General features: G+C 63.4%; 18 protein-coding genes. 12 read left to right on the forward strand and 6 right to left on the reverse strand.

From position 1 onward, the window contains the following. Positions 1-147: 147 nt before the first annotated feature. Entirely contained in the window at positions 148-1797 is a 1650-nt protein-coding gene (locus K0M74_RS13090; RefSeq protein ID WP_293973085.1) for an amidohydrolase family protein, read from the reverse strand. Next, positions 1694-2038: a hypothetical protein gene (locus K0M74_RS13095; protein WP_293973135.1), complete on the reverse strand. Its 345-nt coding sequence runs from the start codon at positions 2036-2038 to the stop codon at positions 1694-1696. Before K0M74_RS13095 ends, K0M74_RS13090 begins: the two co-directional genes overlap by 104 nt. Here K0M74_RS13095 and K0M74_RS13100 point away from each other — a divergent pair. The 6 genes from K0M74_RS13100 (at position 2009) to dacB (ending at position 8814) form a co-directional block, all read left to right on the forward strand. Beyond that, positions 2009-2893: a LysR family transcriptional regulator gene (locus tag K0M74_RS13100; protein ID WP_088442245.1), complete on the forward strand. Its 885-nt coding sequence runs from the start codon at positions 2009-2011 to the stop codon at positions 2891-2893. The two genes, K0M74_RS13095 and K0M74_RS13100, sit on opposite strands and share 30 nt — an antisense overlap. Positions 2894-2988: 95 nt before the next feature. After that, entirely contained in the window at positions 2989-4023 is a 1035-nt protein-coding gene (gene dgcN, locus K0M74_RS13105; RefSeq protein ID WP_293973090.1) for an N-acetyltransferase DgcN, read from the forward strand. A gap of 10 nt (positions 4024-4033) precedes the next feature. After that, positions 4034-5026 carry an N-acetyl-D-Glu racemase DgcA gene (dgcA, locus tag K0M74_RS13110; protein ID WP_293973093.1) on the forward strand — a complete coding sequence of 331 codons (993 nt, stop codon included), beginning with the start codon at positions 4034-4036 and terminating at the stop codon, positions 5024-5026. A gap of 22 nt (positions 5027-5048) precedes the next feature. After that, positions 5049-6314, forward strand: coding sequence for a dicarboxylate/amino acid:cation symporter (locus tag K0M74_RS13115; protein WP_293973096.1), 1266 nt, complete (start codon positions 5049-5051; stop codon positions 6312-6314). Further along, a complete protein-coding gene (locus tag K0M74_RS13120; RefSeq protein ID WP_293973099.1) occupies positions 6311-7339 on the forward strand; it encodes a serine hydrolase in 1029 nt (342 codons plus the stop codon). The genes K0M74_RS13115 and K0M74_RS13120 overlap by 4 nt, the downstream gene beginning before the upstream one ends. A 35-nt stretch (positions 7340-7374) precedes the next feature. Continuing rightward, positions 7375-8814, forward strand: a complete 1440-nt coding sequence (gene dacB, locus K0M74_RS13125; protein ID WP_293973102.1) for a D-alanyl-D-alanine carboxypeptidase/D-alanyl-D-alanine-endopeptidase — start codon at positions 7375-7377, stop codon at positions 8812-8814. Here dacB and K0M74_RS13130 read toward each other — a convergent pair. Beyond that, on the reverse strand, positions 8809-11193 hold the full coding sequence (locus K0M74_RS13130; protein ID WP_293973105.1) for a penicillin acylase family protein: 2385 nt from the start codon (positions 11191-11193) through the stop codon (positions 8809-8811). The two genes, dacB and K0M74_RS13130, sit on opposite strands and share 6 nt — an antisense overlap. 446 nt (positions 11194-11639) lie before the next feature. Here K0M74_RS13130 and K0M74_RS13135 point away from each other — a divergent pair, with 446 nt between their 5' ends. The 5 genes from K0M74_RS13135 to K0M74_RS13155 all read left to right on the forward strand — a co-directional run bounded on the left by K0M74_RS13135 (position 11640) and on the right by K0M74_RS13155 (position 22199). Then, positions 11640-14633: a TonB-dependent receptor gene (locus K0M74_RS13135; RefSeq protein ID WP_293973108.1), complete on the forward strand. Its 2994-nt coding sequence runs from the start codon at positions 11640-11642 to the stop codon at positions 14631-14633. A 191-nt stretch (positions 14634-14824) separates the two neighbouring features. Continuing rightward, positions 14825-18037, forward strand: a complete 3213-nt coding sequence (locus tag K0M74_RS13140; protein ID WP_293973111.1) for an autotransporter domain-containing protein — start codon at positions 14825-14827, stop codon at positions 18035-18037. An 85-nt stretch (positions 18038-18122) separates the two neighbouring features. Further along, positions 18123-18791 carry a sigma-70 family RNA polymerase sigma factor gene (locus K0M74_RS13145; RefSeq protein WP_366932664.1) on the forward strand — a complete coding sequence of 223 codons (669 nt, stop codon included), beginning with the start codon at positions 18123-18125 and terminating at the stop codon, positions 18789-18791. Next, the gene (locus K0M74_RS13150; protein WP_293973114.1) at positions 18781-19713 is read left to right on the forward strand and encodes a FecR domain-containing protein; all 933 of its coding nucleotides are present in this window, start codon (positions 18781-18783) and stop codon (positions 19711-19713) included. The genes K0M74_RS13145 and K0M74_RS13150 overlap by 11 nt, the downstream gene beginning before the upstream one ends. Before the next feature lie 2 nt (positions 19714-19715). Continuing rightward, entirely contained in the window at positions 19716-22199 is a 2484-nt protein-coding gene (locus tag K0M74_RS13155) for a TonB-dependent receptor (protein WP_293973117.1), read from the forward strand. A gap of 144 nt (positions 22200-22343) precedes the next feature. Here K0M74_RS13155 and K0M74_RS13160 read toward each other — a convergent pair whose 3' ends face one another. Continuing rightward, complete coding sequence (locus tag K0M74_RS13160; protein ID WP_293973120.1) at positions 22344-23483, reverse strand: acyl-CoA dehydrogenase family protein; 1140 nt, start codon at positions 23481-23483, stop codon at positions 22344-22346. A 107-nt stretch (positions 23484-23590) separates the two neighbouring features. Continuing rightward, positions 23591-24784 carry an acyl-CoA dehydrogenase family protein gene (locus K0M74_RS13165; protein ID WP_088441882.1) on the reverse strand — a complete coding sequence of 398 codons (1194 nt, stop codon included), beginning with the start codon at positions 24782-24784 and terminating at the stop codon, positions 23591-23593. A gap of 159 nt (positions 24785-24943) precedes the next feature. Here K0M74_RS13165 and K0M74_RS13170 point away from each other — a divergent pair, with 159 nt between their 5' ends. Continuing rightward, complete coding sequence (locus tag K0M74_RS13170; RefSeq protein WP_293973125.1) at positions 24944-26020, forward strand: MBL fold metallo-hydrolase; 1077 nt, start codon at positions 24944-24946, stop codon at positions 26018-26020. Here the strand turns inward: K0M74_RS13170 and K0M74_RS13175 are convergent. Further along, positions 26017-26565 (reverse strand): TadE/TadG family type IV pilus assembly protein, encoded by a 549-nt coding sequence (locus K0M74_RS13175; protein WP_293973128.1) that lies wholly within the window; start codon positions 26563-26565, stop codon positions 26017-26019. The genes K0M74_RS13170 and K0M74_RS13175 overlap by 4 nt on opposite strands. Between the last annotated feature and the right edge of the window lie 115 nt (positions 26566-26680).

Here is a 26680-nt window from a genome sequence, read left to right on the forward strand (position 1 = left end):
CACCATCCAGAAGACGCGCGATGAAGCGTATACGGTCGTCCATTACCGAACACTCCTTCCATGGCATCGACACCTCCCGCAAAGCGAAATGTGTTACCCATGTGTCCGGTACAAATCGTCACCTATGTCTCGGGCCGCTCATTGGCGTCATTGCATTTTTTGGGCGCAGTTGGCGGGGAGCGGGCGCAGCAATGGGCGCCCCGCGGCGACACCCGTCGCTCGCCCGCCGTCGATCGCAAGCTGTCCGTTGACGAACAACTGGCGTACTCCGACGCTGAGTTCGCGTGGCCGGATATAGTCCGCCTGCGGGGCATAGGTATTGGGATCGAATACCAGCACATCGGCGTAATGACCGGGGCGAAGATAACCGCGGCGGTCGAGCTTGTAGATGTCTGCAGTGCGCCCGGTCGACTGGCGGATAAAGGTTGTAAGGCTGATGACCCGCCGTTCACGGACATATCGGACGTATTTTTCCGGGAAGCTGGCGAACATACGGGGATGGCCCGCTGATCCGTCCGATGACGTCACCATCCAAGGCTGCTGCATGAAAAGATCGACGTCGGCTTGCGCCATGTTGAATGAGGCGACGGCGGTTCCGCCGCCGTTATCGCCGCGCTGTTTTACCGCGATATTCTGGCGGATGATCCGCAGCGCGGCGTCACGGCTGTCGAGTTTCCACTCGGCAGCGACCTCTTCCAGCGTCTTGCCGACCCAGGGATACCCCTGCCCGATCAGCAGCAATGCTTCCGCGCCCCCGCGCCGCCGCAAATTCTCCTGCATCTCGTCGCGGATCCGCGCGAGCGTCGCCGGATCATCCAGCCGCTTGAGCAACGCCGCGCCGCCGCCATCGAGCGCCCAGCGGGGCAACAGTGCCGCATCGAGGTTCGAGCCCGAGGCGAGCCACGGATATTGGTCGGCGGTCACCTCGATACCCGCCGCGCGCGCTTTTTCGATCGCCGATATTACCGCAGCAGCCTGGCCGTGCACGTCAACGCCCAACGCTTTCAGATGCGCGAAATGCACCGGCATATTGGCTTGCCGACCGATCGCGATCGCTTCTTCGACCGAACCGAGCAGGCCAATGCTGTAACTCGATTCGTCGCGCTGGTGGGTGTCGTACAGGCCGCCGCGGACCGCCGCCTCGCGCGCCACCGCCACGACTTCCGCCTTGGTTGCAAAGCTTTGTGGGGCATAGAAAAGCCCGGTCGAAAAGCCCGTTGCCCCCTCGCACATTCCCTTGGCGACCAGGGCTTTCATTGCACCAAGCTCGGCGTCCGTCGGCGCACGCGCATCCTGGCCCAGCACGCGCTGGCGAACCGGGCCGAAACCAACGAAGGGCACGACATTGGTTCCGATGCCCGATCGCACCAACCGTTCGGCATCGGCTGCAACATCGGGGGTGCCGGCCCCGTCGACGCCGATCATTACCGTGCTGACGCCCTGATAAAGCCACGGCGCGTTGAGCCTTTCCCCCCGAACGGACGATCTCAAAAATGCGTCCGCGTGGGTGTGCGGGTCAATAAGGCCGGGTGTGACAATCATGCCTTTGGCGTCAATGATGCGCTTTGCTTTTCGTGGAATATCCGGACCGATCGCAACAATCCGGTCTTCGCGGATGGCAACATCGCCGACGAAGGGCGCGCCCTCCCCGCCGTCATGGATGGTGCCCCCGTGGATGATGACATCGACAGAGTCATTCGGGTTTGCTCCGGCGCTGGACCCGCAAAGGATTAGCGCCGCCGATGACAGAAGCGCGATCGATCGCCGAGCGACTTTTGCGGAAAAGGATGTTGGCATTGATACGACTCTTGCAGATATAACGGAGCGCCGCCGGGGCGTAAGATAGCGTTCTTCTTCGCTGGCTCGAACAACGCACTAGCCAGAATGTCCCGAACGACCACCCTAGGTCCAGACAGGGGAGTTGCCGCGCCCATAACCCGATGGCATAATGTGGGTTGTGGCGGCCGTTGATCATCGCCCGAACCACCTGATCCGGGACCATAGCCGAATGAACCTGCGCCAGATCGAGATATTCCATGCAGTGTTCCTGCACGGCACGGTCAGCGCCGCTGCCCGCGCGCTCAACGTGTCGCAACCTTCCGTCACCAAGGTGCTTCGCCACGCTGAGCGGTCGATCGGTCTAACGCTATTCGAACGATCGAAGGGTCGTCTGATCCCGACCCAGGACGCACACACCCTGTTCGCCGAGGTGTCCGACATTCAGGACCGGGTTCGCTCGCTGCGTCAGGCGTGTCAGAATCTGCGGCACGGGCGCGGCGGATTGCTGCGTATCTCGGCCCTGCCCTCGCTTGGCCTTGGCGCAATTCCCGCAGCGGTCGCACGGTTTCTCGCTGATCATGAAGACATCATGTTCGACCTTCAGACGCTGCATCACGACGAAATGGTGCGCAAACTCTATGAGCATGAAACGGACATTGCGGTGGGTTTCGAGGTGCCGCTGTCGGCGCCGGTCGCGCATCAGGTGATTGGCGAGGGCGAGCTGGTCGTCATCTACCGCGAGCAGGACATGCCCGCCGCGCCGCCGCGCCTACACCTTGACGAGCTGCGCGGGCACAAGTTTATCAGTCCGGTGCAGAACGGGCCGATCGGGCGCATGTTGTCGAGCGAGCTCAGCCGGCTAGAGGTGACACTCGACGAGGTGATATCGGCGCGCACCTATTATGTCGCCGCGGCACTCGTCGGAGCAGGCGTCGGAATGGCGATCGTCGATAATTTCACCGCCCACGCGGTATTGGCGCCGGGGCTCTCCAGCCGCCCGCTGCAGCCGGCAATCACTTTCGACATCAACGCTGTCTATTTGCAGAATCGTCCCCCGTCGAAAACCACGTCCGCCTTCCTCGACGTACTCGCGACGGTGATCGAAGGATTATAGCGTCAGGCTATAGGATATGAGGCGCTGGATATTGGGGCAACTCGCCGGGTGAGGATAGAAATGGCGCCTTCATTGTCACGCAGGTTTTTCAAGCCATGATCGCTACACCCTATCTTCTCTATCTGGGTCATTCGACCGATGCCGCCGACATCAAGACCTCGCGCGGCCTCGCGGTGTTTCGGCCCGAGATCTGCGTCGGCGAATTTCGCCACGATGATTGTACGCTGACGCTGGAATTGCCGCGGATGGACTTTGCCGCCGCGCGTGCCGTGGGCGCGCGAACGCTGGTGCTCGGCATCGCCAATGCCGGGGGCAAACTCGGTGATGCGTTGATCGTCGATGCGCTTGCCGCGATGGAAGCCGGGCTCGATATCGCCTCGGGCCTGCACCAGCGCCTCAACGCCGAACCGCGGCTGGCTGAGGCTGCAGCGAAGTTCGGCTGCAAGCTGCACGATGTGCGCGAACCGCGCCCCGACATTCCGATCGGCAATGGCAAGCCGCGGCCCGGCAACCGCCTGTTGACCGTCGGAACCGATTGCTCGGTCGGCAAGATGTATACAACGCTGTGTCTTGCCCGGGCCCTCGAACAGCGCGGCGTCGCCGCCGACTTCCGCGCGACCGGACAGACCGGTATACTGATCGCGGGCGACGGTGTGCCGCTGGACGCCGTCATCGCCGATTTTATTTCGGGCGCGATCGAGCAAATATCGCCCGCGCGCAGCGACGATGGCTGGGATCTGATCGAGGGTCAGGGCTCGCTCTATCACCCGTCGTTCGCTGGTGTCTCGATGGGCTTGATCCACGGCGCCCAGCCCGACGCGCTCGTTCTATGTCACGACCCGGTGCGGCCGCACATGCGCGGACTGCCGCATTATGATTTGCCGGGCATTGGCGAATGTATCGAGGCCAATCTTCGCGCCGCACGGCTCACCAGCGCCGATGTGCGGATGGTCGGCATCGCGCTGAACACGTCCGCGATGCCCGAAGTGGAAGCGACAGCACTGTGCGCGCGAACCGAAGCCGAGTTCGGCCTGCCAACGAGCGATCCCTATCGGTTCGGCGTCGAGTCCATTCTCGATCGGTTGCTCGGCGTCGAAGCCGCGTCGTCTGTCGCCGTGCAAACAGCCTGAACCTTCGCCGATGCCTCGTATCCTTTCGGTGTTTGCGGAGACCTTTCCGCTCCACTCGCCCTTCCGCATATCGCGCGGCACCAAGACAGCTGCCGAGGTGGTCACGGTCATCATTTCGGAATATGGCGTCATCGGCCGCGGCGAAGGTGTTCCCTATCCGCGCTACGGTGAAAGCGTTGCCAGTACGATTGCCGCAGTGGAGAACGTACGGTCGGCGATCGAGAGCGGCGCCGGACGGCAGGACGTGATGCACCTGATGCCCGCTGGGTCGGCGCGCAACGCGATCGACTGTGCGCTGTGGGATCTGGAACTGCAGCAAGGCGACTACAGTTTTGCCGAAACCCTCGGCGTCGAGATTCCGCGGCGTCCGCTCGTCACCGCGATGACGGTCGGGCTCGATACGGCCGAGAATATGGGGCGATCCGCGGCCACGCTCGCGGATGCGCCGCTGCTGAAAGTCAAGGTCGACCGCAACGACCCCGCAGCGCTCCTGAAGGCGGTCCGCGCTGCTGCGCCGACCTCGCGGATGATCGTCGATCCGAACGAAAGCTGGACGATCGACGAGGTCCGCGATCTGCAGGAACTGCTGACCGAGCTGCGCGTCGACTTGCTCGAACAGCCGCTGCCCGCCAACGCCGACAGCGATCTTGCCGGATTTCGCTCCGCGATCCCCATCGCAGCCGACGAATCGGTGCACGTCGCCGCCGATCTCGACCAATTGCCTGACGGTTATGGCGTCGTGAACATCAAACTCGACAAGAGCGGCGGGCTGACTGCCGCACTTGAACTTGCCGCCGCCGCCCGGCAGCGCGGGCTGGGCGTCATGACGGGGTGCATGATATGCTCCTCGCTGTCGATCGCTCCGGCCTGGGCGGTTGCCGCCGGGAGTGACTTCATCGACCTTGACGGACCGCTCTGGCTTGCCGAGGATCGTGCGGGCGGTGTCAGCGGTGCAAGCGGCATGCTGTCGCCACCGCAACCGGGGTTCTGGGGCGGACTTTAACGGACATGGGGTGCAGGGGCCGATGACAGGATTGATGCGCGGCTGGTTTGCGATCCCCCTTTGGCAACGGGTGCTCGGCGCGATGGTGATCGGCGTCGCGCTTGGCTTGCTCTGGCCCGCGGCTACCGGCGCCATTGCCTTTATTGGCGACCTGTTCGTCCGCCTCATCCGAATGCTGGTCGTGCCGATCGTTTTCATCAGCATCGCCTCGGGCGTCACCGCCCTTGCCGACCCGCGCAAACTGGGTTCGGTCGGCGCCCGCACGGTATCGCTGTTCGCGGCCACGACCGCCTGTGCAGTATCGATCGGTATCGCAGTCGGGATGGTGCTGGAACCCGGCAAGGGGGCGGCACTTGGCAACGCGGCGCCGCACGCGCTAGGCGAACCCAAATCGCTTTATGATCAGCTGATGGGCATTGTCCCGGTGAACATCGTCCAGTCGCTAGCCGATGGTGATATGCTGGCGATCATCTTTTTCGCGATGATGCTGGGCTTCGGCGTAATCCTGGCCGGAGACAAGGGACGTCCGGTCGCCAATCTGCTGCAATCGGCGGGCGAAGTGATGTTCCACCTCGTGCGTATCATCATGGAAATCACGCCGTTCGGGGTTCTCGCGTTGATCGGCAAAGCCGTCGCCGACAATGGCGTCGCGGTATTTGCCAACGTTGGGTGGCTTGCCGTCGGCGTCGCAGCGGGCGTGCTCCTCCAGATATTGCTGGTCCACGTTCCTCTGATAGCCTTGGTCGCACGCCAACATGTTCTGCATTTTTACCGCACCATCGTCGATGCTCTCGCCGTGGCATTTTCGACAGCCTCGTCCGCCGCCACCCTGCCGGTCGCGTTGCGGATCGCACGCGACGACTTGAAGATCGCTCCCGGCGTCGCGTCGACGGTGCTGCCGATCGGCGCCAGCATCGGCAAGGACGGCACCGCTATGTACGTGGGGCTGCTCAGCATCTTTGGCCTGCAGGCGCTCGGGATCGAACCCGACCTGCCGATGCTCGCGATCATCCTTCTAACCGGTGCGCTTGCGGCTTTCGGCACCGCTCCCATTCCGTCGGCATCCCTGTTCATGCTCGCCGCGGTGCTGGCGTCGGCCGGTGTTTCACCCGAGCAGACCGCGCTGATCGTCGGCTTCATCCTGCCGTTCGATCGCCTGCTCGACATGACGCGCACGGTAGCCAGCGCCAGCGCCAATCTGACCGTCACCACGGTGGTGGCGCGCTGGGAAAAAGCGATCGATGCCGAGACCGAAGCGGAGACTCAAATGCGGCAACCGGCACAATGAATCTGCAAGCGGTCTGTGATCGCGGCTTTGAATCCGCTCTTGCCGCCGTCCAGCGGGGCGAAGTCCCCGCTGCGGCGCTGGGTGTGGTCACCGCTACAGGCGAGAGCGCCGCATGCCTTGCAGGTATGGCAGCGCTGGAACCTGTGCGCGAGACGTTGATCCGCGACCACTGGTTCGATCTCGCGTCGCTCAGCAAGGTGATTGCGACTACCACGATTATCCTTTTGCTTGCCGATCAGGGGCGCCTCGAACTTGACCGACCACTCACCGATGCGCTCCCCGATCTGCGTCAATATGACGTTGCGAACGCACCCGAACGATCGCTGACTTTTCGCGATTGCCTGATGCACCGGACCTTCCTGCCCGCGGTCGAGCCCATCTACACCTATGATGCCGATCCGGCGCGCCTGCGCGCCTTTGTGCTGCAACGAGAGTGGCGCCAAGGGCCACCGGTCTATTCGGACATCAATTTTATCCTGCTCGGGATCGCAATCGAGCGCGTGACCGGGGTACCGCTCTCCGACTGGCCGCTCGGCAGGGAATTGGGCTATGGTCGGCCGCCCGGCCCGGCGGTTGCGACAGAATTTTGCAATTGGCGCGGCCGCATTTTGAAGGGCGATGTGCACGACGAAAACGCCTTTGCGCTCGGCGGCGCGACCGGACATGCCGGCGTGTTCGGCACGGTCGATGGGGTGCTCGGCTTCGCGCGCTCGCTGCTGGACGGATCACTGCTATCCCCCGCGATGATGGCCGAAATCCGGACGGCGGGCGACCGTCACCGGACCTGCGGCTGGCAAAAGGCTTTTCCGGGCTGGCACGGCGGCAGTCGCTGCTCGGCGGAGACTATCGGGCATAAGGGATTCACCGGAACCGGCTTGTGGATCGATTTCGACCGCGGCCTCGCCTGGACATTGCTGACCAATCGCGTTCATCCGTCTCGACATCGCGACAGCGGCATTGCGGCGTTGCGTCCCGCCGTCGGCGAACGACTTATTCTCGCATGGGAGGAATCACAAACCGCATGACGATTTTGATCAGGAGCTTTGCCCTCCCCGCCCTGATGGCACTGTCATTTTCTCTCGCGCCCGCCAAAGCCCGCACGCCCGAAGCATCCTCGCCACAGTCTCTTGCCGAGCAGAAACTTGCCGATCGGCCCGCAGGTTCGCGCATCGGCCTGCTGGTGACCACGATGGAGGGCGAAACGCTGGTTTCGATCGCGCCCGACCAGCGGTTCATCCCCGCCTCGAATACCAAGATGTTCACCACAGCCATAGGCTATGCACAGCTTCCCCTGCTCGAGCGCAACGCCAAAGGGACAGGCGTTCGTCTCGAAAAACATGGAAGCGCGACCGACGTGGTACTGCATGGTCGCGGCGACCCGCGGCTGTCGAGCGCCGATGACTGTATTCAAAATTGTCTACAGAAGCTGGCCGATGCCGTTGCGCGCACAACGCGCCACGTTCGCCATGTCATCGGCGACGACAGCTGGCTGCCCGACGAGCGCTGGAGCCCGGGGATGAGCTGGAACAATATACAGTCTCGGTACGGCACCGCGACGTCGGCGCTGACGCTCGACGATAATGAGCTTGTCGTCACTGTGGCGCCGGGCGTCGTTGGAGCTGCCGCAAGCCTGAAATCCACAGGCTATTACGACATCGAAAATCGTGTCGTGACCGTCGCCGGCAAAGAAGAGGCGGTTGTCGCCGACCGGATGCCGAACAGCCGCACCATGCGCCTTACCGGAACGATCGGTGCCCAGGCTCCAGTCATCACCATGCGTTATGGCATCGATGACCCGGCGCATTTTGCCGCGTGGCGACTGCGCGAATTGCTGCGCGCACGCGGCGTTCGCGTCGACGGCGATATCGACGCGCGCCGCCGCCCACTGACGCCTGCCGACGATCCGAAGGAGCGCGGCACCGTCCCTTTCGTGGCGCCGTCAGGCCCTCCCGTAATGCTCGCCGAACTCAAGCCGCAGCCGCTGGCGGAGAACATGATGCGGATCAACAAAGAGAGCCAAAACCTCCATAGCGAGTTGATGCTGCGGCGCGTGGCGCGGCAAAGTGGGAGCGGTTCGATCGCCGATGGGCAGGCGGTGATGCGCCAGTTGATGAGTCAGGCCGGGCTGACTGAAACCAGCTATGACTTTTCCGACGGGTCTGGGATGTCGACCTATAACCGCATCACACCGCGCGCTGCGGTGGGCCTGCTGGCGTGGATTGCTCGCCAGTCGTGGGGCACGGCATGGCGCGACACGCTGCCGATCGCCGGGCGCGACGGCACCCTGCAAAATCGATTCAAGGGGACGCTGCTCGAAGGCCAGCTATTCGCCAAGACCGGGTCGCTCAACGCCAGCCGCGCACTTTCGGGCTATCTGGTAACGCGCAGCGGACGGACGCTGATCTTTTCGGTGCTGGCCAACGACATGCCCGACGGCACCGACAGTCAGGCGACTGCCGCCGTCGACCGGATGCTTGTGGCGATCGCCGAGGCGCTATAGCTTTGGCGTAACGGTCATCCGGCCGACCACGTGGCGGTCGACCGCCGCGCGGCTGAACCACATCGGCTGCATCGCACCCGCCAACCATTTGGGATAAAAGTCGCCGTAGCGCGGCGACCGCGGGTCGGCCGACTGGCCGGGAAGCAACAGATAACGGCTGTTGTCCCACGCGCCCACGTCGGCGACAAACAGGAAGCTTGCGCCGTGCGACACCTGAAACCCGCGTCGGGCATTGAAGCCGCGCGCCATCGGCGTCGTACCGTCGCCGCCCGACCGTCCGCCCTCGATTTTCGGGAAGGCTGCCGCGATCGCGCTGTTCGATGAGGCGAGCGGATGCGCGATGTTGACGCGGTGGAGATTGCCCCACTGCCACTTTGCCGGATCGGCGCCGCCCAGTTCGACGGCCTGCGCCCAGCCCGCGACCAGTGCGCCATCGATCAGCGCATCGCGCACCGCGGCGGGATCGTCACCCAGGCGTGTGTCGGGCGCCGCGAGGATGCGGAGCATTTCGGACAAGTTGACTGACGGGATCAGTTCACGCGCCGCCGCTGGTACCACCTGTTCGCGGAAGCTGGCCGACAGCGCGACCATCACCATTTCGAACAACAGGGCCGCGGCGCTGCCTACCTCGATTCCACAATCCCAGCGGCGCAGCATGGCCGCCGCAGGGGCCGCCTCAGCCGACAACGTGGCCGGAAGCAGCTTGAGCAACGCCCGCGCGGGAAGCGACTGAACATCATGCTGAAGCGCGATACTGTCCTCGATCCGATGCTTTGGCTGGCTCCGCAGTACCTCGGCAACGCGGTTGTAGCGAAAGGGGTCGCTCCAGTTGAAGCTGATGATCCGCTCGCGGTACGGATAATCGGCGGGCAGGTTCATTTCGTTCGCCGACGCGAACCAGCCCTCACGCGGATTATAGACGGATGGCATATCCTTGACCGGGATCAGCCCGGTCCAGTCATAGTCGCCGTCGCCCGGCGCCGGGAACAGGCCGTCATGCTTCGGCCTTCGCGGCGTAAAGCCGATCGTCTGCCAGCCAGTGTTGCCGTCGACGTCGGCATAATGAAGGTTGGTCGGCGACACATGCAGTTTGAATGCCTGCTGCAGCGTCGCCCAGTCCTTCGCCAGATTGATCGCGATGATTGCGAAGCGCATATTGGCGCCGGGCAACATGCTCACCGTTGCAAGCGCGACGGCACGGTTGCGCGCGGCGTCCTGCGACACAATCGGCCGCCCGTCGGCATAGCGCAGGATCGCGCGTTCGGGCGCGGCACCCTTCACCGCAATCTCGTCCTCAAAGATTTCGAACGACCGCCATTTGCCTTGGTGCCAATATCGGTCGGCATTACCCTCCTGCGTTCGCAGGATGAACAGGTCAGTCTGATCAATATGGAAATTGGTCCGGCCAAAGGCGAAGCGGTCGGTGTGCCCCTGCATGATCCCCGGCAAACCGGGCGCCCCTGCTCCGATCACGTCGAGATCCGGTGCCGTCAAATGGATCATATGCCGCGGACTGGCGCCGCCGATCCCGAGGTGCGGGTCGTTCGCCAGGATCGGGCGACCGGTCGCACTCCGCGACGCGGCGATTGTCCACGCGTTGCTACCCAGGGCAAAGCGATCGCCTTCCGACTGGTCCGGTCCCGTCCGCGGCTCCTGCAGGGCATCATAAGGCACCGGTCGGTTTGCCGGATCAAGCACACCCAGATCGGCATCGCTCACCGCCGCCGGGTCGAGCCCCTCAGGTACCGAAAAGGACCATGCCGGGCGAAGGGGCATCATCAGCTGTTCGGCGTCGATCAATCCGCGCGCCTGAAGCTGAGCGCGGCGGACTTCGTCGTCGGCATCGCCCATTCCGATCCCGCGCCGTTTGACGAGATCGCGAATATCCCAGCGGAGCGGGGCAAAGCCGAGTATCCCATATTCCAGCGGCATGTCCGCCGGGTTATCTGCCAGTTCGTCGATCCGCGCATTGACGCCCGCGACATATCCAAGCGCGCAGTCGAGCACATCTGGCGGCAAGTCCGACAGTTCGGCGTCGATGTCACCGCGATAGTGGAAAAGACGTGCCGCCCGGTCCGCCGCCACAAAAGCCGACCCGAACGCTTCAGCCATCCGTCCCATGTCGCGGCGATGGTCGATATCGAGCTGGAAAAGGCGATCGCGCGCGACCAGATAACCCTGCGCGAAAAATGCGTCATGCTTCGATGCCGCCCGCACATGCGGCACCCCGAGTTCATCCTCGACGATCTCGATCGGGGCGCGAGCGCCCTGCAGAGTCAGGTTCTGCGTCCCGCCCCTGACCCTGGATTGAGCGATCAGGTTTCCCGGCATGGCGACAAGCGCGGCCGAGGCGAGCAGAAATGCGCGGCGCTGGATCAACGGAGCTTCTCCAAGTTGCGAAGGAAAATCAAAGCCTATCGCAGCGCGTTGGCGTACCGCTATAGCAAGCGGGGTACCCCCTATAAACACAAGCTATTTACCGCGGACAGCCTTGGGCCGCACACCATGCCTTATGGCTATAGGTCCATATCGTCAGGATCAGCGCGAAGCGGTTGACCCCCCGCAACCACCCTGTAACCTTCCCGTCACGGAACCCGCTGCGCCCGCCCCGTGACGAGGCGAACTGGGGGGCCGACGGAATGTGAGTGCTACAAAATAATCGAGTGCGCCAAACGGCCACCACACAGGCAGGCGGGACAAAACGGAACAGCCATCTGGCGTATCGACGCCGGTATGCCATCGGGTGATGGTGGGCTGGTTCTTGGGCAACAAAGGGGACGGTTAAAATGCGTAATATTGGTCGGAATCGTCGGTCGCTCGTCGGCATGAGGAATATCGGTGCGGCGATGACCGCTTTGGCGATCGTTCACAGCGCGCCCGCGCTGGCGCAAGACGAGAGCGTGAGCCCAGCGGCCGCCAGCGAAGCCGCGGCGAACGACCAGATTGTCGTGACCGGTTCGCGCGTCGTGCGCGACGGGTTTCAGGCGCCGACGCCGTTGACGGTGCTGGGCGAGACGGAGATCCAAAACAGCTCGCCATCGAACAACATCGCCGATTTCGTCAACACGCTGCCGTCGCTGGCCGGTTCGACCCGTCCGTCGAACTCGCGCCTCAACATTTCGAGCGGGCAGGCAGGCATCAACGCGCTCAACCTCCGAAATCTGGGGGCGGAACGGACGCTAATCCTGGTCAACGGCAAGCGCTCGGTGGGTTCGACGATTACCGGACTGGTCGATATCAATACGATACCGCAGGCGCTGATCTCCAGCGTCGAAGTCGTGAGCGGCGGTGCTTCTGCGGCCTATGGCTCGGACGCGGTCGCGGGCGTCGTCAACTTCATCCTCAACAACAAATATGAAGGGCTGAAGGTCGAGGCCGATAGCGGCATCACCCAATATGGCGACGGTTTCAACTATTCGGCCAGCGCTGCCGCCGGGATGGCATTTGCCGGCGGGCGCGGCCATGTTCTGCTGAGCGGCGAGATCGCCCATCGCGACGGAATCTTCGACGTGAACCGGGATTGGAACGCGACCGGCTTTGTCCGGATCACGAACCCTGACTATACTGCGACCAACGGGCAACCGCAGTTCCTGATCCGGCGCCAGGTCGGCGCAGCAAACTCGGCGCCAGGTAGCCTCATCACCGGTTCGGCCGGCACCACCGCAAACAGCTTGCGCGGGCTTTATTTCACCAATGGCGGCGCGATCAACCAGTTCATCTATGGGCCACTGACCTTCCCCTCGCCGACGGGCTCCTCCCCGCCAACGCTGACACAAGGCGGATCTTGGCAGGTCAATGATTCGGGCCGCCGCATCGGTCTGGATCCAGAGGACGACCGTTACGGATTGTTCGGCCGCGTCAGCTTTGAGGTCACTGACGGCATCGAGCTGTTCGCCGAAGCCGCGTATAACCAGCAGAAGGTGCGATTCAACGCCGGGCCAAACCTGCAAACCGGCATCGTGCTCAATGCCACCGGCTGTACTCAAACGCCGGTGCCGGTCACTTGCAACGCTTTCCTGCTCAATACGCTCGGCGCGGCGGCGCTACAGGGCATCACCAGCGTCACCATCGCCACGACATCGGCCGATCTGCCTGGTCGCGGAATTGACAACAAGCGCAAGGTGCAGCGCTATCTGGTCGGCGCGCAGGGCGAGTTCGACGCGTTCGGCAACACCGCGCGCTGGGATATATTCGGTCAATATAGCCGCGCGGAGCTTCGTGAGCAGCTGCGCGACATCCAGAATATTGCAAACATCAATGCCGCGCGTGACGCAGCCTTCGCGCCCGCGGGCAGCGGCTTCCCCGCGGGGTCGATCCAGTGCCTGATCAACGTCGATGCCGATCCCACCAACAACGACGCCGCGTGTGTGCCGCTCAACCGTCTGGGTCTGGGCGTCGCCGACCCGGCGGCGATCGATTATGTGCTGGGCGATCCGTATCGCGACCAGGTGATCGAACAGACCGTGATCGGTGCCAACTTCTCGGCCACGCCGTTTGCAACTTGGGCGGGCGATGTCAGCATCGCGGTCGGCGCTGAATATCGCAAGGAAGAGGTCAAGGGTTTCGTCCCCGACGAATTCCAGCCGTTGCAGCTGACCGACGCAAACGGCAATGTCATTGGTGCCCGCAACCGCTGGTCGGTGGGCAACTATTTGCCCAGTTTCGGATCCTACGACGTCAAGGAAGCCTATCTCGAAACCGTCGTGCCGCTCGGCTTTGGCCTCGAGTTCAACGGCGCGGTGCGTGCGACCGATTATTCGACCGCGGGTTATGTCACGACCTGGAAAGTGGGTGCGACCTGGCAGCCGATCGACGACATTCGGTTGCGTGTTACCCGTTCGCGCGACATCCGCGCACCAAACCTCAACGATCTGTTCCAGGCAGGCACCGCCAACAGCGATTCGGTGAGCAACCCCGGCTTTGTGAATGGCACCAGTCCATCCTTCGTACCGGCGGGTCTGCCAGCGCAGTCAGGCTACGCCTATTCGGGCTTTGCGACCGGCAACACGGATCTCGGCCCGGAAAAGTCCAACCAGTGGAATATTGGCGGAGTATTCACGCCGACTTTCCTCCCCGGCTTCAACCTTGCGGTCGATTATTTCAGCATCAAGGTGAACAGCGGGATCAGCGCGTTCAGCGCGCAGCAAATCGTCAATTTGTGCTTCCTCGGCGAGCAGGCGTTCTGTGACGCGATCACGACCGACGCGGCGCGCACGCAAGATCCAGCGCGGCCGTATCTGATAATAGAGACGCGGCCATTCAACGCGGCGAGCCAGAAGGTTCGCGGTATCGATATCGATGCGTCGTACCGCCTGCCGGTTGGCAACGCGGGTGCGTTCACGCTTCGCGGTCTTGCCACCCGCTATCTGGAAAACCGCTTCGACAGCGGCGTACCTGGCACGGTGGTGGTGGACTCGACCGGCGTGAACGGCGGCCAGTCCAGCACCCCGACATGGATCTACCGTATCAGCGCGTCTTATGATGCCGACGATTTCGGCATCACGGCGACCGGCCGCGGCGTGAGCGCGGGCAAATATGTCGCCAATGGCATCGAATGCCAGACGGGCTGCCCTACCTCGAACGTCAACGCGCCAACCTATGAAAGCAACAGCATCAAGGGCGCGTTCTACGTCGACCTGAACCTGACGCAGAAATTCTCCGCCGGTGGTGATGCGAGGGGCGAGTTCTTCTTCAACGTGACGAACCTTCTCAACGACGATCCGATCCTGCTGCCCGAAACCGGGCTCGCGGCCAACAGCACCTACTCGGATCTGCTGGGCCGCAGCTTCCGTGTCGGGGTCCGTTTCAAAACCCGCTAATCGCCGATACCGAAACGAATGAGGGAGGAGGGTCCGCAAGGGCTCTCCTTTTTCTTTGCGGGATTTTTTCCTTCGGCCCAAAACTCCATGGCCGAATAAAATGACGAACCGATCAAGGCTGCGCTTCGCCCGCTCCGTCTTGTGATTGTCGCCGGGATGTCACCCCGGCCCCCGATCACAAGAGGAAACCGATGCGCAAAACCTTGCTGGCCACCACCTGTCTGGCCGCCCTGCTTTCGACGACTGCCCACGCAGAAACGACGATCACCACTGCGACCACGGCGCCAGTGCAGACGTCGACGATCAAATCGGGGGCCCCCGACGATATCAAGATCACGTCGACCGGATCGGTGAAGCCGACGACGGGCACCGCGGTCACCATCGACAGCAATCACAAGGTCATCAACGAGGGCACGATCGAGATCGGCAACGTCAACGACGCGCGTGGCATTGTCGCCAATGCCGGGGCGGTCGGATCGATCACCAATGCCGCGACCGGCAAGATCATCATCGATGAACCCTATGCGCCAACCGACATCGACAATGACGGCGATATCGACGGCGCCTTTGCGCTGGGCAACAACCGCGTCGGCATCGCTACCCTTGGAGCCTTTACCGGCAATATCGTCAACAGCGGGGCGATTACGATTGAAGGAAATGATTCGGCAGGCATGCGCCTTGGCGGACCGCTGACCGGCAATTTTACCACCGACGGCACGGTCTCCGTGCTCGGCGACCGTGCGCTCGGCGTCGGGTTGCAAGATGTCGCGGGCAACGTCCGCCTCGCCGGGACGATCACCGCCACCGGCCTCGACGCAACCGCCGCGCGAGTGGCGGGTAACATCACCGGCGCGCTCGTCGTCCAGGGCAACCTGACCGCGACCGGATATCGCTTCACGGCGCCGCCCGCCGATCCGTCGAAACTCGACGCTGACGATCTGTTGATCGGCGGCCCGGCGCTGTCGGTTGAGGGGAATGTGAGCGGCGGCATCGTCCTCGCGGTCCCGCCCAAGGATTCGAGCACCACGGACAATGATGAGGACAAGGACGGCATACCCGACGACAAGGAAGGCAGCGCGGTTGTGCGTTCGTTCGGCTCGGCCGCAGCGGTGCGGATCGGATCGGCAACGCAAAGCGTGACGATCGGTCCGGTTGCGGGAACCGGAACCGGCCTCGGCCTGATCATCGACGGTAGCGTGATCGGCAACGGTCTCTATGCCGGCAAGGACGGCAACGGCATGCAGATCGGTGGCCTCGGCGGAGCCGTGACCATTGCGGGTGGCATCGGGATCGGCGCGACGGGCAGCGTGGCCGCGCTGTCGAAGGATGTCGCCGCGACCGCAATCCGCATCGGCAGCGGCGCGACGACGCCCGAGCTGCGCAATGCGGGCAAGGTCGAGGCGACGACCACGGGTAACGTCGCGGGTTCGGTCGCCACCGCCGTTCTGGTGGAAGCAGGCGGCAATGTCGCGCTGATCCGCAACAGCGGCTTGATCGCGGCCAAGACCGGCGGCGACAATGGTACCGCGCGGGCGATCGTCGACCTGTCGGGTACCGTCGCCACGGTCGAGAACAGCGGCACGATCAGCGCCAGCGGTGCGCTGGCAACGTCCGACCGCAATGTGGCGATCGACCTGTCGACCAATGCCGCGGGGGCGACCGTCAAGCAAACTGCGGTCGCATCGGGGGTCACGGCCCCGTCCATCGTTGGCGACGTGCGCTTTGGCGGCGGCAATGACGTGTTCGATATTGCAGACGGGTCGGTGAAGGGGAACAGCTTCTTTGGCAGCGGCAACAATCGCCTCGCGTTGTCGGGCGACGCCACATATGCGGGCAACGCGCGCTTCGGCGCCGCTAACGACAGCATGACGCTGGCTGGCACTGCGAAGTTCACCGGCGCAGCTGATTTCGGCGGCGGTACCGACACGCTCAGCATCGGCGGAACGGCAATCTTCTCGGGCTCGCTGGCCAATGCGCAGGGGCTGGCGGTATCGGTCAGCGGCGGCACGTTCGACGTCGGCGGCAAGGCGACAATCGCCTCGCTCGCGGTTGCCGACAAGGGCACGCTGGGTGTGCTGCTCGACATGGGCGCCACCGGCACGGGGCTTCAGGTCACAGGCAATGCCGGTTTCGGCGCAGAATCAAAGCTCGCGCTCAAATTGTCGAGCATTGAGCAGGCCGAGGGACGGCACATCGTGCTGACCGCCGGTTCGCTGACCGGCGCGAGCAATCTGACCGCGTCGCAGACGCTGCTACCATTCCTCTACAAAGGCACGCTGACCTCGAACGCTACGCAGTTGATCGTCGATGTGGCGCGCAAAAGCACCAGCGACCTTGGGCTCAACCGTTCTGAAGCGGGCGCGTTCGACGCGGTGATCGACGCCGTGGTCGCTGACCAGAAGATCGAAGATGTCTTCCTCGGCATCACCGATGGCGATCAGTTCCGCGCCCAGCTCGGCCAGATGCTGCCCGAGCATGAAGGCGGCGTGTTCGAAACCGTCACCTCGGGTTCGCGCGCGCTGTCGCGCCACCTGCAAGATCCCAACGCACCGTTCCAGGACGAGGGCAAATGGGGCTATTGGGTCAATCAGGCGGTATGGGGGACGTCGAAGAGCGTCGGTGACACCGCAAGCTATGACGTCAGCGGCTGGGGCATCGGGCTCGGTGCCGAGATCAAGAGCGACGTCGGCAACTTCGGCGGCTCGATCGCCTTCCTCAGCGGCAAGGACGGCAACGGCAGCAACGCCAATGAAGTCGCCACCAGCCAGTTCGAAGGCGCGCTGCACTGGCGCTTGCGTTCGAAGGGCTTCATGGCCAACGCCCGCGTATCGGGCGCGCCCATCAAGATGAAGGGCACCCGTATCTTCAGCGCCGAGGCAGGCGCCGATGACATCGAAAAGACGATGAAGGGTAAATGGGACGGCACCTTGTGGTCGGCGTCAGGTTCGCTTGCCTATGACGCCCACGCCGGTGGCATTACGATCCGCCCGATGGTCGCGGTCGACTATTTCAAGCTAACCGAGAAGGGCTATCAGGAAACCGGCGGCGGCAACGCACTCGACCTGAAGGTACTCGGCCGCGACAGCGATGAACTCGCGGTCTCGGGCACCGTTGCGCTCGGCATGGATTTTGGAGGCCTCGATCAATATGACGGCTGGACGCGCTTCGAAATCGAAGGCGGTCGGCGTCAGATCGTTGGCGGTACGCTGGGCTCGACCACCGCGTCGTTCAAGGACGGCACGCCCTTTACGCTAATTCCTGATGATCGCACGAGCGGCTGGGTCGGCCGTCTTCGTGGCATTGCTGGCAATTCGGCCTTTCAGGTCGCTGGCGAAATGTCCGCGGAGGAACAGCAAAACCATATTGGTTGGGCGTTCCGTGCGAGTCTGCGGGTCGGCCTCTAGCCCCCCGGCCGGCCCCGCGTGCAAGGGGGAGGCACCTCCCTACCCCGCCTCCCCCTTGCTTAGACAGAAATGAAACAAGACACCGATGTTTGCATTGCCCCTCCTCTCTTTCCCGGCGCCGCGGTTGCGCGGCGGGACATGGGCGCTATATGACGGCGGCATCAGGGGAACCTATGGCGCGCGCCGGGGCGGCGCTAACCGGCAGAAAATGGCGTTCCAGAGCAAGCAATCGATGACCAGTTCGCACGACCGAACCGATGCCGCACTGGGCATCGAAGGCGTATTGCTCGCCAACCGGGATCGGATCGTCCGGTTCTTGCAGGTGCGCGGCGCGGGCGAGGCGGCCGAGGATCTGTTCCAGGATTTGTGGATGCGGTTGACCGATCGGCCGATGGGTCCGGTTGCAGATCCCCTGCCCTATGTCATGCGCGCCGCGAACAATCTGATGCTGGATCGCTATCGATCGACGCGGCAAAGCGCGCTGCGCGACCATGCGTGGGGCGAGGCGGCGGCGGGTCACGAACCGTCGGCGGAGACCGCGCTGATCTCCCGCGAGCAACTGCTGCTGGTCGAGTCGGCAATCACCGGTACCGGCGAACGCCCGGCCCGTATTTTTCGCCGGTTCCGTGTCGACGGAGCCAGTCAACGCGCTATAGCCAGCGAAATGGGGATCAGCCTAAGCACCGTCGAGGCCGATTTGCGCAAGGTTTATGCAACGTTGGCCGCGCTGCGGAGGCAGTTCGATGCATCCTGATGCCAATCCCGCCGAAGCGCGCGCCATCGATTGGCTGATCCGTCAGCGCGACCCGGCGTTCGACGATTGGGACGGTTTTGCCGACTGGCTCGGCGAAGATCCCGAACATGCTGCGATCTATGATGCCGTGGCTAGCATCGATCGGGACCTCGACGCGCTGCCCGCGGTGGCTAAGCCCATTGCAGCGACGATGCCGACCACGCCGCGTCGCACCTCACGCCGGGGCTGGTTTGGGGGCGCTATCGCAGCAGCTTTGGTCGCGGTTATCGGCCTGTCGACGCTGAACCCATTCGGCAACGCCAACCGGATCGAGACCGCGGCGGGCGAACATCGCACTATCGAGCTCGCCGACGGATCGCGGATCGACATCAACGGTGGCTCTGTGGTCGAGATCGATAAGGGCCGCCCGCGCTTTGCCCGATTGGAAGCGGGTGAAGCGATGTTCCATGTCGTCCACCGCGACGACGATCCCTTTGTGGTCGAAGCAGGCGGCGACCGGCTCGTTGATCTGGGCACCGCCTTCAACGTCGTCCGGCGCGAGCGGCAGACGTCGGTCGCGGTGTCGGAAGGCATCGTTCTCTATAACCCCGATCGCGACAAGGTCCGTCTGATCGCAGGCAAGGCGATCGACGCGCGCGATGATGATAGCAAACCACCCGTTGTGAAGGACATCGATGTCGCCAGCATCGGTGGCTGGCGCAGTGGGCTGCTTGTTTATAACGATGCCCCGCTGGTCATTGTGGCCGAGGATCTGAAACGGACCGCCGGTATGGACGTGCAGGTGGCTCCCGCCGCCGCCGCACTATCGTTCCGCGGCGCGCTGATCATCGACAAAAACCGCAACCGCACCATTTCCGACCTTGCCGCCTTGTCAGGGACGAAGGCTCAGCGGCACGGCGATGGCTGGATCCTGACCCGCTGAGCATGAACCCGCGCCTTTCCCTTGTTGCTGCCGCGACGTTGCTGAGCCTGCCCGCGCAGGCTTTGGCGGCAGAGGAGCGCGCGTTCGACGTGCCAAAAGGAAGCTTGTCGACCGCGTTGCCGGTGATCAGTCGACAGGCGGGGGTGAGCATCAGCGTCGTCGACGCCAAATTATGGCAGGCGCGGGTCAAGCCCGTGCGCGGCCGGATGCGCGTCGAGGAAGCGATCCTGCGGCTGCTGAAGGGTTCGAACGCCCGCGCCGTGCGCGTCTCGGCTACTAGCTGGCGCATCGAACGCCGCGCCCCTGCACCGAGGGTGGCTCACCGCGCTGCTCCGCCGCCACGGCAGGTTCCACAGCATCGCGCGCGCGAACCGGCGCATGATATGGTCGCGGCCGCGCAGGACGAGATCATCGTCACCGCGTCGAAGACCGACCTGCCCTATTCGCATTTTGCCGGCGTCGTTACTCAGTTGAGTGGCGGCGATTTGGCGTTTGGCGGCGAGCGTGGGATGGAATCGATCCTGTCGCGGACCGCAACTGTATCCTCGACCCATCTGGGTTCGGGGCGCAACAAGCTGTTCATTCGCGGTATCGCCGATTCCAGCTTTACCGGCCCGACCCAGTCGACGGTCGGCCAATATTTGGGCGACATCCGTCTCAGCTATAACGCGCCCGATCCCGACCTCAGGCTATACGACGTCGACAATGTCGAAATCCTCGAAGGGCCGCAGGGCACGCTTTATGGCGCAGGGTCGCTCGGCGGCATCATTCGCGTCGTCCCCAAAGCCCCCGACCCGCGCGCCATGTCGGTGCAGGCGATAGCCGGCGTCTCGCTAACCCAGCATGGCGACCCTGGCGGGGACATCGCTGCGATAGCCAATCTGCCGGTCGGTGACGATGGCCATGCATTGCGGCTGGTTGGCTATATGCTGACCGACGGCGGCTATATCGACAACCCGCTGCGCGGCCAGAACGACGTCAACCGCGTCCATGTGCGCGGGGGGCGGGGTGCTTTTCGCTTCGACGCCGGGAATGACTGGACCGTCGATCTGGGCGGCGTGTATCAGTCGATCAAATCGAACGACGCGCAATATGCCGACAAGGCCGCCGACCCGCTGACCCGCAATTCGATGGTCGAGCAAAATGCATCGGCGCGCTACGGTCTTGGCACGATTGTCATCATGAAGGATTGGGACGGCCTGCATTTTCAGTCGTCGAATGCCTTCATCGATCACCGTCTGTTCGAACGCTTCGACGCCAGCCTGCCCGAAGCACCGCCCGGCTCGGTCGCCTCGACGGGTGCGGTGGATGTCGAACGCCTTTTCGCGCCGGTGCAGGTCACCCCGCTCAGTACCGTCCCGCGTGTCCTCGACCAGCGCAACGCAACGCGGATGTTCGTCAGCGAAAACCGGCTTTCGCGCCCATATCACGATGGTCTCGGCTGGGTGATCGGCGCGAGCTTCATCGACAATCGCGCACGGCAGAACCGCGAATATGGCTATGGTCCGCTGCGCGCGGTGCTGCCCGGCGTCACCAACAAAATCACCGAAGTCACCGGCTATGCCGAGGCCACGGTCGAAGTGATGCCCGACCTGATTGCCGCGGGTGGGATCCGTTTGTCGCACGCGCGCCTCGGTGGCATGGCCGAAGGCGTGTCTTTCGCGCTCGCGCAAGCAGGGCGGGCAACGACCGCGTCGCGCAATGAAACCGACCTGCTGCCGTCCTTTTCGCTTCTCGCGACACCGCTGCATAACCTGCGGCTTTATGCGCGCTATCAGGAGGGTTTCCGTCCCGGCGGGCTGGCGATCGACGGCGACTTCGTGCGACGCTTCCTGAACGATCAGGTGCGGACTTGGGAGGCCGGTGTCCGTTTCGGCGATAAGGGGCAAAGCCTGTTCGACGCGAGCATCGCCGTGTCGCACAGCCGCTGGCGCAACATTCAGGCCGATTTCATCGACAGCGCTGGTTTCCCGACTACCGCCAATATCGGCGACGGACGGATTACCAGCGTGTCGGGCGCGCTCGCGATGCGGCCGACCGAGACGCTGACCTTTGAGCTCGGCGCGGTGTATAACCACAGCCGCGTCGACGATCTGGCGCTCGAAATCCTGCCGGTGTTCGCCAGCGCACCCGGACGGCTAGGCCGCATCCCCAATGTCGCGAGCCACGCGGTGCGCGGGTCGGTCAACTATGCCACCGTCGTCGGTGACGAGGATTTCCGCGTCAACAGCTGGGCCAACTATATCGGGCCGTCGCGGCTCGGCATTGGGCCAGTGCTGGGCGAGAGCCAGGGCGACTATATCGATACGGGGGTCGCGATGCGGATCGGCAACGATCGCCGCGGGCTATCGCTGACGTTGACCAACTTATTCGATTCGCGCGGCAATCGCTTTTCGCTCGGCACGCCGTTCGTCGAGGGCAATGAGGGCTTTATGACGCCGCTGCGGCCCAGGACGCTGCGGATTGCGGTGGACGTGGCGTATTGAGGATCGTTCCTCTCCCTTCTTTAGGGAGGGCTAGTGGCGGGTCGCCGCAGGCGTTCTTTCGGGCCGCGTACCCACCCCCGCTGCGACCTGCGAGCAAGCTCGTAACTCTCGCACCCCTCCCTCATAAAGATGGGCGAAAGTGCCTCAATCCGCCAGAACCAACCGCTCATACCGGTCCATGTGATAATCATGGCTGCCGAATTGGCTCTCGATCATCGTCGCGCGCTTGAAATAATGACCGATCGCCAATTCCTGCGTGATGCCGATGCCGCCGTGGGTCTGGATCGCGTTTTGGCCGACGAAATTGGCGCCGCGCGACACCTTCGCCTTGGCGGCTGACACGGCGGCCATGCGCTCGTTGGCGGGAAGGCCGAGCTTGAGCACGCCCATGATCGTCATCGAGCGCGCCTGTTCGACCTCCATGAACATGTCGACCATACGGTGCTGGAGCACCTGGAACTTGGCAATCGGTACCCCGAACTGCTTGCGCTGCTGGGTATATTCCAGCGTACCTTCGTGCAGCTTCTGCATCACGCCGGTCGCCTCGGCGCAGACCGCGACGGTCGCTTCGTCGACGATCTGCTCGATGAGCGGCAGGCCAGTGCCTTCGCCGCCGAGCAGCGCATCGCTGGGGATCGCGACATTTTCGAAATAGATCTCCGATGCGCGGCTGCCGTCGACGGTCGGATATTCGCGGCGGACGATCCCGGGCAGGTTGGCGTCGATCAGGAACAGCGACACGCCCTCACGGTCGCGTGTCGCACCGCCGGTCCGCGCGGTGACGAGCAGGTGGGTCGCCCAGGGTGCGGCATAAACAACCCCCTTGTGGCCGTTCAGCACATAGCCAGCACCGTCTTTTTTCGCGGTGGTGCGTAGGTTGGATAGGTCGTAGCGACCCTGCGGTTCGGCATAGGCAAATGCGATGATCGCATTGCCCGCGATGATTTCAGGAATGAACGCATCGGCCTGTGCGCCGCCAACGGCCTTGAGTGCGCCGCCGGCGATGACGACGGTCGGCAGGTAGGGTTCGATCCCGATGACCTTGCCCAATTCCTCCATGACGATCGCATTTTCCAGCGCACCGCCGCCGAGGCCGCCATGCTCTTCGGCAAAGGGCGCGCCGAGCATGCCCAGTTCCTGTGCGAGTGCGGTCCAGATCGCCGGATCGCGGCCGCCGTCCGAATTGATGAACTTCTGTCGCGTGTCGAAATCATATGTATCGCTCAGGAAGCGCGACAGCGTGTCGCGGATCATGTCCTGCGTTTCCGTGTAGGTGAAATCCATTTTACATCCCCGTCGCCCCCGCAAAGGCGGGGGCCGCTATAGGTTTATACTGCGGCGCTGAGTCAGGCCGATTGCGGCCCCCGCCTATGCGGGGGGCGACGCGTGCTTCAGAGACCCAGAACCATCTTCGCGATGATGTTGCGCTGAATCTCGTTCGATCCGCCATAGATCGTCGTCTTGCGCATGTTGAAATAGGTCGGCGCCGCGCGATGGGCGTAATCCGGCCCGATCGGATGCTCGTTGTCGCCCTCGCCGAAGCCGCGGAAATAGGGCGCACCATAATGACCGACCGCTTCCAGGCTGAGTTCGGTCAACCGTTGCTGGATCTCCGACCCCTTGATCTTGAGCAAGCTCGATTCCGGCCCCGGGCCGCGACCCGCATTGGCACCGGCCAGGCTGCGCAGCTCGGTAAACTCGAGCGCCGCCAGATCGACTTCCAGCTCGGCCACCTTGCGCTTGAAGAACGCATTGGCGAGCAGCGGCTTGTCGCCATCGACTTCGGTGCGGGCGATCGCCTTGACCTTCTCGATCCCGCGCTTCGACGCCGCGACCCCGGCAATGCCGGTGCGTTCGTGCGCGAGCAGGAACTTGGCGCAGGTCCAGCCCTTATTTTCTTCATAAACGCGCTGCGACACGGGAACGCGGACATCCTCCAGCCACACTTCGTTAACCTCATGCTCGCCGCCCAGCGTGATGATTGGGCGCACGGTGATGCCGGGCGATTTCATGTCGATCAGAAGGAACGAAATGCCTTCCTGCTGCTTGGCGTCCTTGTCGGTGCGGACGAGGAAAAAGCCCCAGTCGGCATGCTGCGCCAACGTCGTCCAGGTCTTTTGCCCATTGACGATATAATCATCGCCGTCGCGGACGGCCGTGGTGCGCAGCGAGGCAAGGTCCGAACCCGAACCGGGTTCCGAATAGCCTTGGCACCACCAATCCTCGCCCGACAGGATGCGCGGCAGGAAATGGGCTTTCTGCTCGGGCGTGCCAAAGGTGTAGATCACCGGTCCGACCATCGCGAGGCCGAAGGGCATCAGGCGGATGCAGTCGGCCCGCGCGGTTTCTTCCGACCAGATGAAACGCTGCGTCGGGGTCCAGCCGGTACCGCCATATTCGACGGGCCATGCGGGCGCGATCCAGCCCTTTTTGTGCAGGATCTTGTGCCAGACGAGGAAATCCTCCTTGGACATCTCTTCGCCCTCGTCCTGCTTTTCACGCAGCTCGGCGGGGTAATTTTCGGCGATGAAGTCGCGCACTTCCTGCTGGAAGGCGAGATCTTCGGGGCTGAATTCCATGTCCATCACGAATCTCCCATTGGGTAATGGCGCCCTTATAATGAGCGCTCACCTTTACGTAAACGGCAAGTTGCATTTGACAACTTTCCTCGGTGTAATGATTGCGCGTAACGATGCGGCTTGTCCAGCGCGCGCAGTTGCTGCAGACAAGATGGGGGAAGAGCGATGACAAAGGCAAAACGGGCCGTTCTGTGGGTGGCGGCGGTCATTGCTGTCGCCGTACTGGCCGCATGGATGTTCCAGCGGCCGATCGGCTTGTGGCTGTTCGAACGGGCGGTCGAACGCGCCGCGGCGCGCGATACGCTCAAGGATCTGCCCGATGGCTTGCACGTTGGTCTGTGTGGCACGGGCTCACCCCTGCCCAGCCGCGAGCGCGCGGCGTCCTGCACCGTCGTGATCGCGGGCAAGGCGATGTTTGTCGTCGATGCCGGTGAAGGCGCGGCGCGCAATATCGCGCAGATGGGCCTGCCCAATGGCCGCATCCAGGCGATGTTTCTGACCCATTTTCATTCGGATCATATCGACGGCATGGGACCGATGATGCTGCTGCGCTGGACCGCGAGCGGCAATAGAAGCCCCCTCCCCGTCCATGGCCCGCCGGGCGTCGAGCGGGTGATCGCGGCGTTCAATGCTGCTTACGCACTCGATAACAGCTATCGTACCGCGCATCACGGTCAGGCGATCACCCCGCCTGCCGCCGCGGGCGCCACCGCCATGCCTTTTGCGATTCCCGCTGGGCCGACGGTCGTCTATGAAGGCGATGGTTTGCGCGTGACCGCCTTTGCTGTCGATCACCGCCCGGTGCAGCCATCGGTGGGCTATCGTTTCGACTATAAAGGGCGCAGCGTTGTCGTCAGCGGCGATACGGCGCCGTCAAAAACGCTGGAAGCGGCATCCAAGGGCGCCGACCTGCTGATCCACGAGGCTCTGAACCCGGCGATGGTCGAGACGCTCGCCGCCAATCTTGATAAGGCGGGCCGCAAACAGACCGCGCAGATCATGCGCGACATCCTCGATTACCACGCCAGTCCGTCGCAGGCCGCCGACAGCGCGCGCGTCGCGGGGGTCAAGATGCTCGTCCTCAGCCATGTCGTGCCGTCGATGCCCTCCGCCTACCTCAACGCCGCCTTCCTCGATGGCGCCGAAGATCGTTTCGACGGGCCGATCATCGTCGGCGAGGACGGCCAGTATTTCTCACTGTCCGCGGGCAGCAAGTTGATCGAACGCGGCAGCTGGTTCTAGGCGGGCCGCTGGGTGACAAGCACGACCGCGCCGTCGCTTGCAAAAGGTCCGCGCACTTCGGCGATCGTCAGCGTCACGTCGATCGCGTCGCCATCCCGCGTGACGATCTGCGATGCCAGTCGTACCGGCTTACCCGAGCGGAACAGTTCCTCCAGTCCATCGGCAAAACCCGCCCGATAACCGATCGCCAGCAACGCCGAAAAGCTTACCCGCCGGAACGCAGCGACATCGACCCCGAGCATTTCTAGCAGCGCATCATTCGCGGCCTCGACTGCTTCGCGTACCGAGATACGGGCGTGGCCGATTTCGCCCTGCGCCTCGAGGGCGGTGAGCAGGGCTTGTGGGGCGTCGTTCGCCGCTTGCTGGACGCTGTGCGCCAGCAGGAAATATTGGCCATAGACGAGCATTCCCATCAGCAGCGCGAGAAGCAGCGGCAGCACCAGCGCCCTTTCGACGATGGCAGCACCGCGCTCCTCGCGCGCCAGGGTGAGTCCGGTCAGGACAGGAGGGCGGGGATACCGCGGCGATCGGAGGAAAGCTGTCATACCCGCCAGCATGGCGGACTAAAATGAAAGCGGCGTCGAGAATGCACGACGCCGCTTTTGGGCATTTTACATAAAGTATTGCTAGCACCAGAATTAGAAACCGACACCATTCCGG

The sequence above is a fragment of the Sphingopyxis sp. genome (assembly GCF_019459305.1).
Lineage (GTDB): Bacteria > Pseudomonadota > Alphaproteobacteria > Sphingomonadales > Sphingomonadaceae > Sphingopyxis.

Bases quoted from the DNA above. Each gene is read 5' to 3' on its own strand.
- K0M74_RS13165 (WP_088441882.1), bottom strand. From the start codon at position 24,784: ATGGACATGGAATTCAGCCCCGAAGATCTCGCCTTCCAGCAGGAAGTG.
- K0M74_RS13170 (WP_293973125.1), top strand. From the start codon at position 24,944: ATGACAAAGGCAAAACGGGCCGTTCTGTGGGTGGCGGCGGTCATTGCT.
- dgcA (WP_293973093.1), top strand. From the start codon at position 4,034: ATGCCTCGTATCCTTTCGGTGTTTGCGGAGACCTTTCCGCTCCACTCG.
- dacB (WP_293973102.1), top strand. From the start codon at position 7,375: ATGGCACTGTCATTTTCTCTCGCGCCCGCCAAAGCCCGCACGCCCGAA.
- K0M74_RS13090 (WP_293973085.1), bottom strand. From the start codon at position 1,797: ATGCCAACATCCTTTTCCGCAAAAGTCGCTCGGCGATCGATCGCGCTT.
- K0M74_RS13100 (WP_088442245.1), top strand. From the start codon at position 2,009: ATGAACCTGCGCCAGATCGAGATATTCCATGCAGTGTTCCTGCACGGC.
- K0M74_RS13120 (WP_293973099.1), top strand. From the start codon at position 6,311: ATGAATCTGCAAGCGGTCTGTGATCGCGGCTTTGAATCCGCTCTTGCC.
- dgcN (WP_293973090.1), top strand. From the start codon at position 2,989: ATGATCGCTACACCCTATCTTCTCTATCTGGGTCATTCGACCGATGCC.
- K0M74_RS13095 (WP_293973135.1), bottom strand. From the start codon at position 2,038: ATGGAATATCTCGATCTGGCGCAGGTTCATTCGGCTATGGTCCCGGAT.
- K0M74_RS13140 (WP_293973111.1), top strand. From the start codon at position 14,825: ATGCGCAAAACCTTGCTGGCCACCACCTGTCTGGCCGCCCTGCTTTCG.
- K0M74_RS13145 (WP_366932664.1), top strand. From the start codon at position 18,123: ATGTTTGCATTGCCCCTCCTCTCTTTCCCGGCGCCGCGGTTGCGCGGC.
- K0M74_RS13115 (WP_293973096.1), top strand. From the start codon at position 5,049: ATGACAGGATTGATGCGCGGCTGGTTTGCGATCCCCCTTTGGCAACGG.
- K0M74_RS13155 (WP_293973117.1), top strand. From the start codon at position 19,716: ATGAACCCGCGCCTTTCCCTTGTTGCTGCCGCGACGTTGCTGAGCCTG.
- K0M74_RS13135 (WP_293973108.1), top strand. From the start codon at position 11,640: ATGAGGAATATCGGTGCGGCGATGACCGCTTTGGCGATCGTTCACAGC.
- K0M74_RS13150 (WP_293973114.1), top strand. From the start codon at position 18,781: ATGCATCCTGATGCCAATCCCGCCGAAGCGCGCGCCATCGATTGGCTG.
- K0M74_RS13160 (WP_293973120.1), bottom strand. From the start codon at position 23,483: ATGGATTTCACCTACACGGAAACGCAGGACATGATCCGCGACACGCTG.
- K0M74_RS13175 (WP_293973128.1), bottom strand. From the start codon at position 26,565: ATGACAGCTTTCCTCCGATCGCCGCGGTATCCCCGCCCTCCTGTCCTG.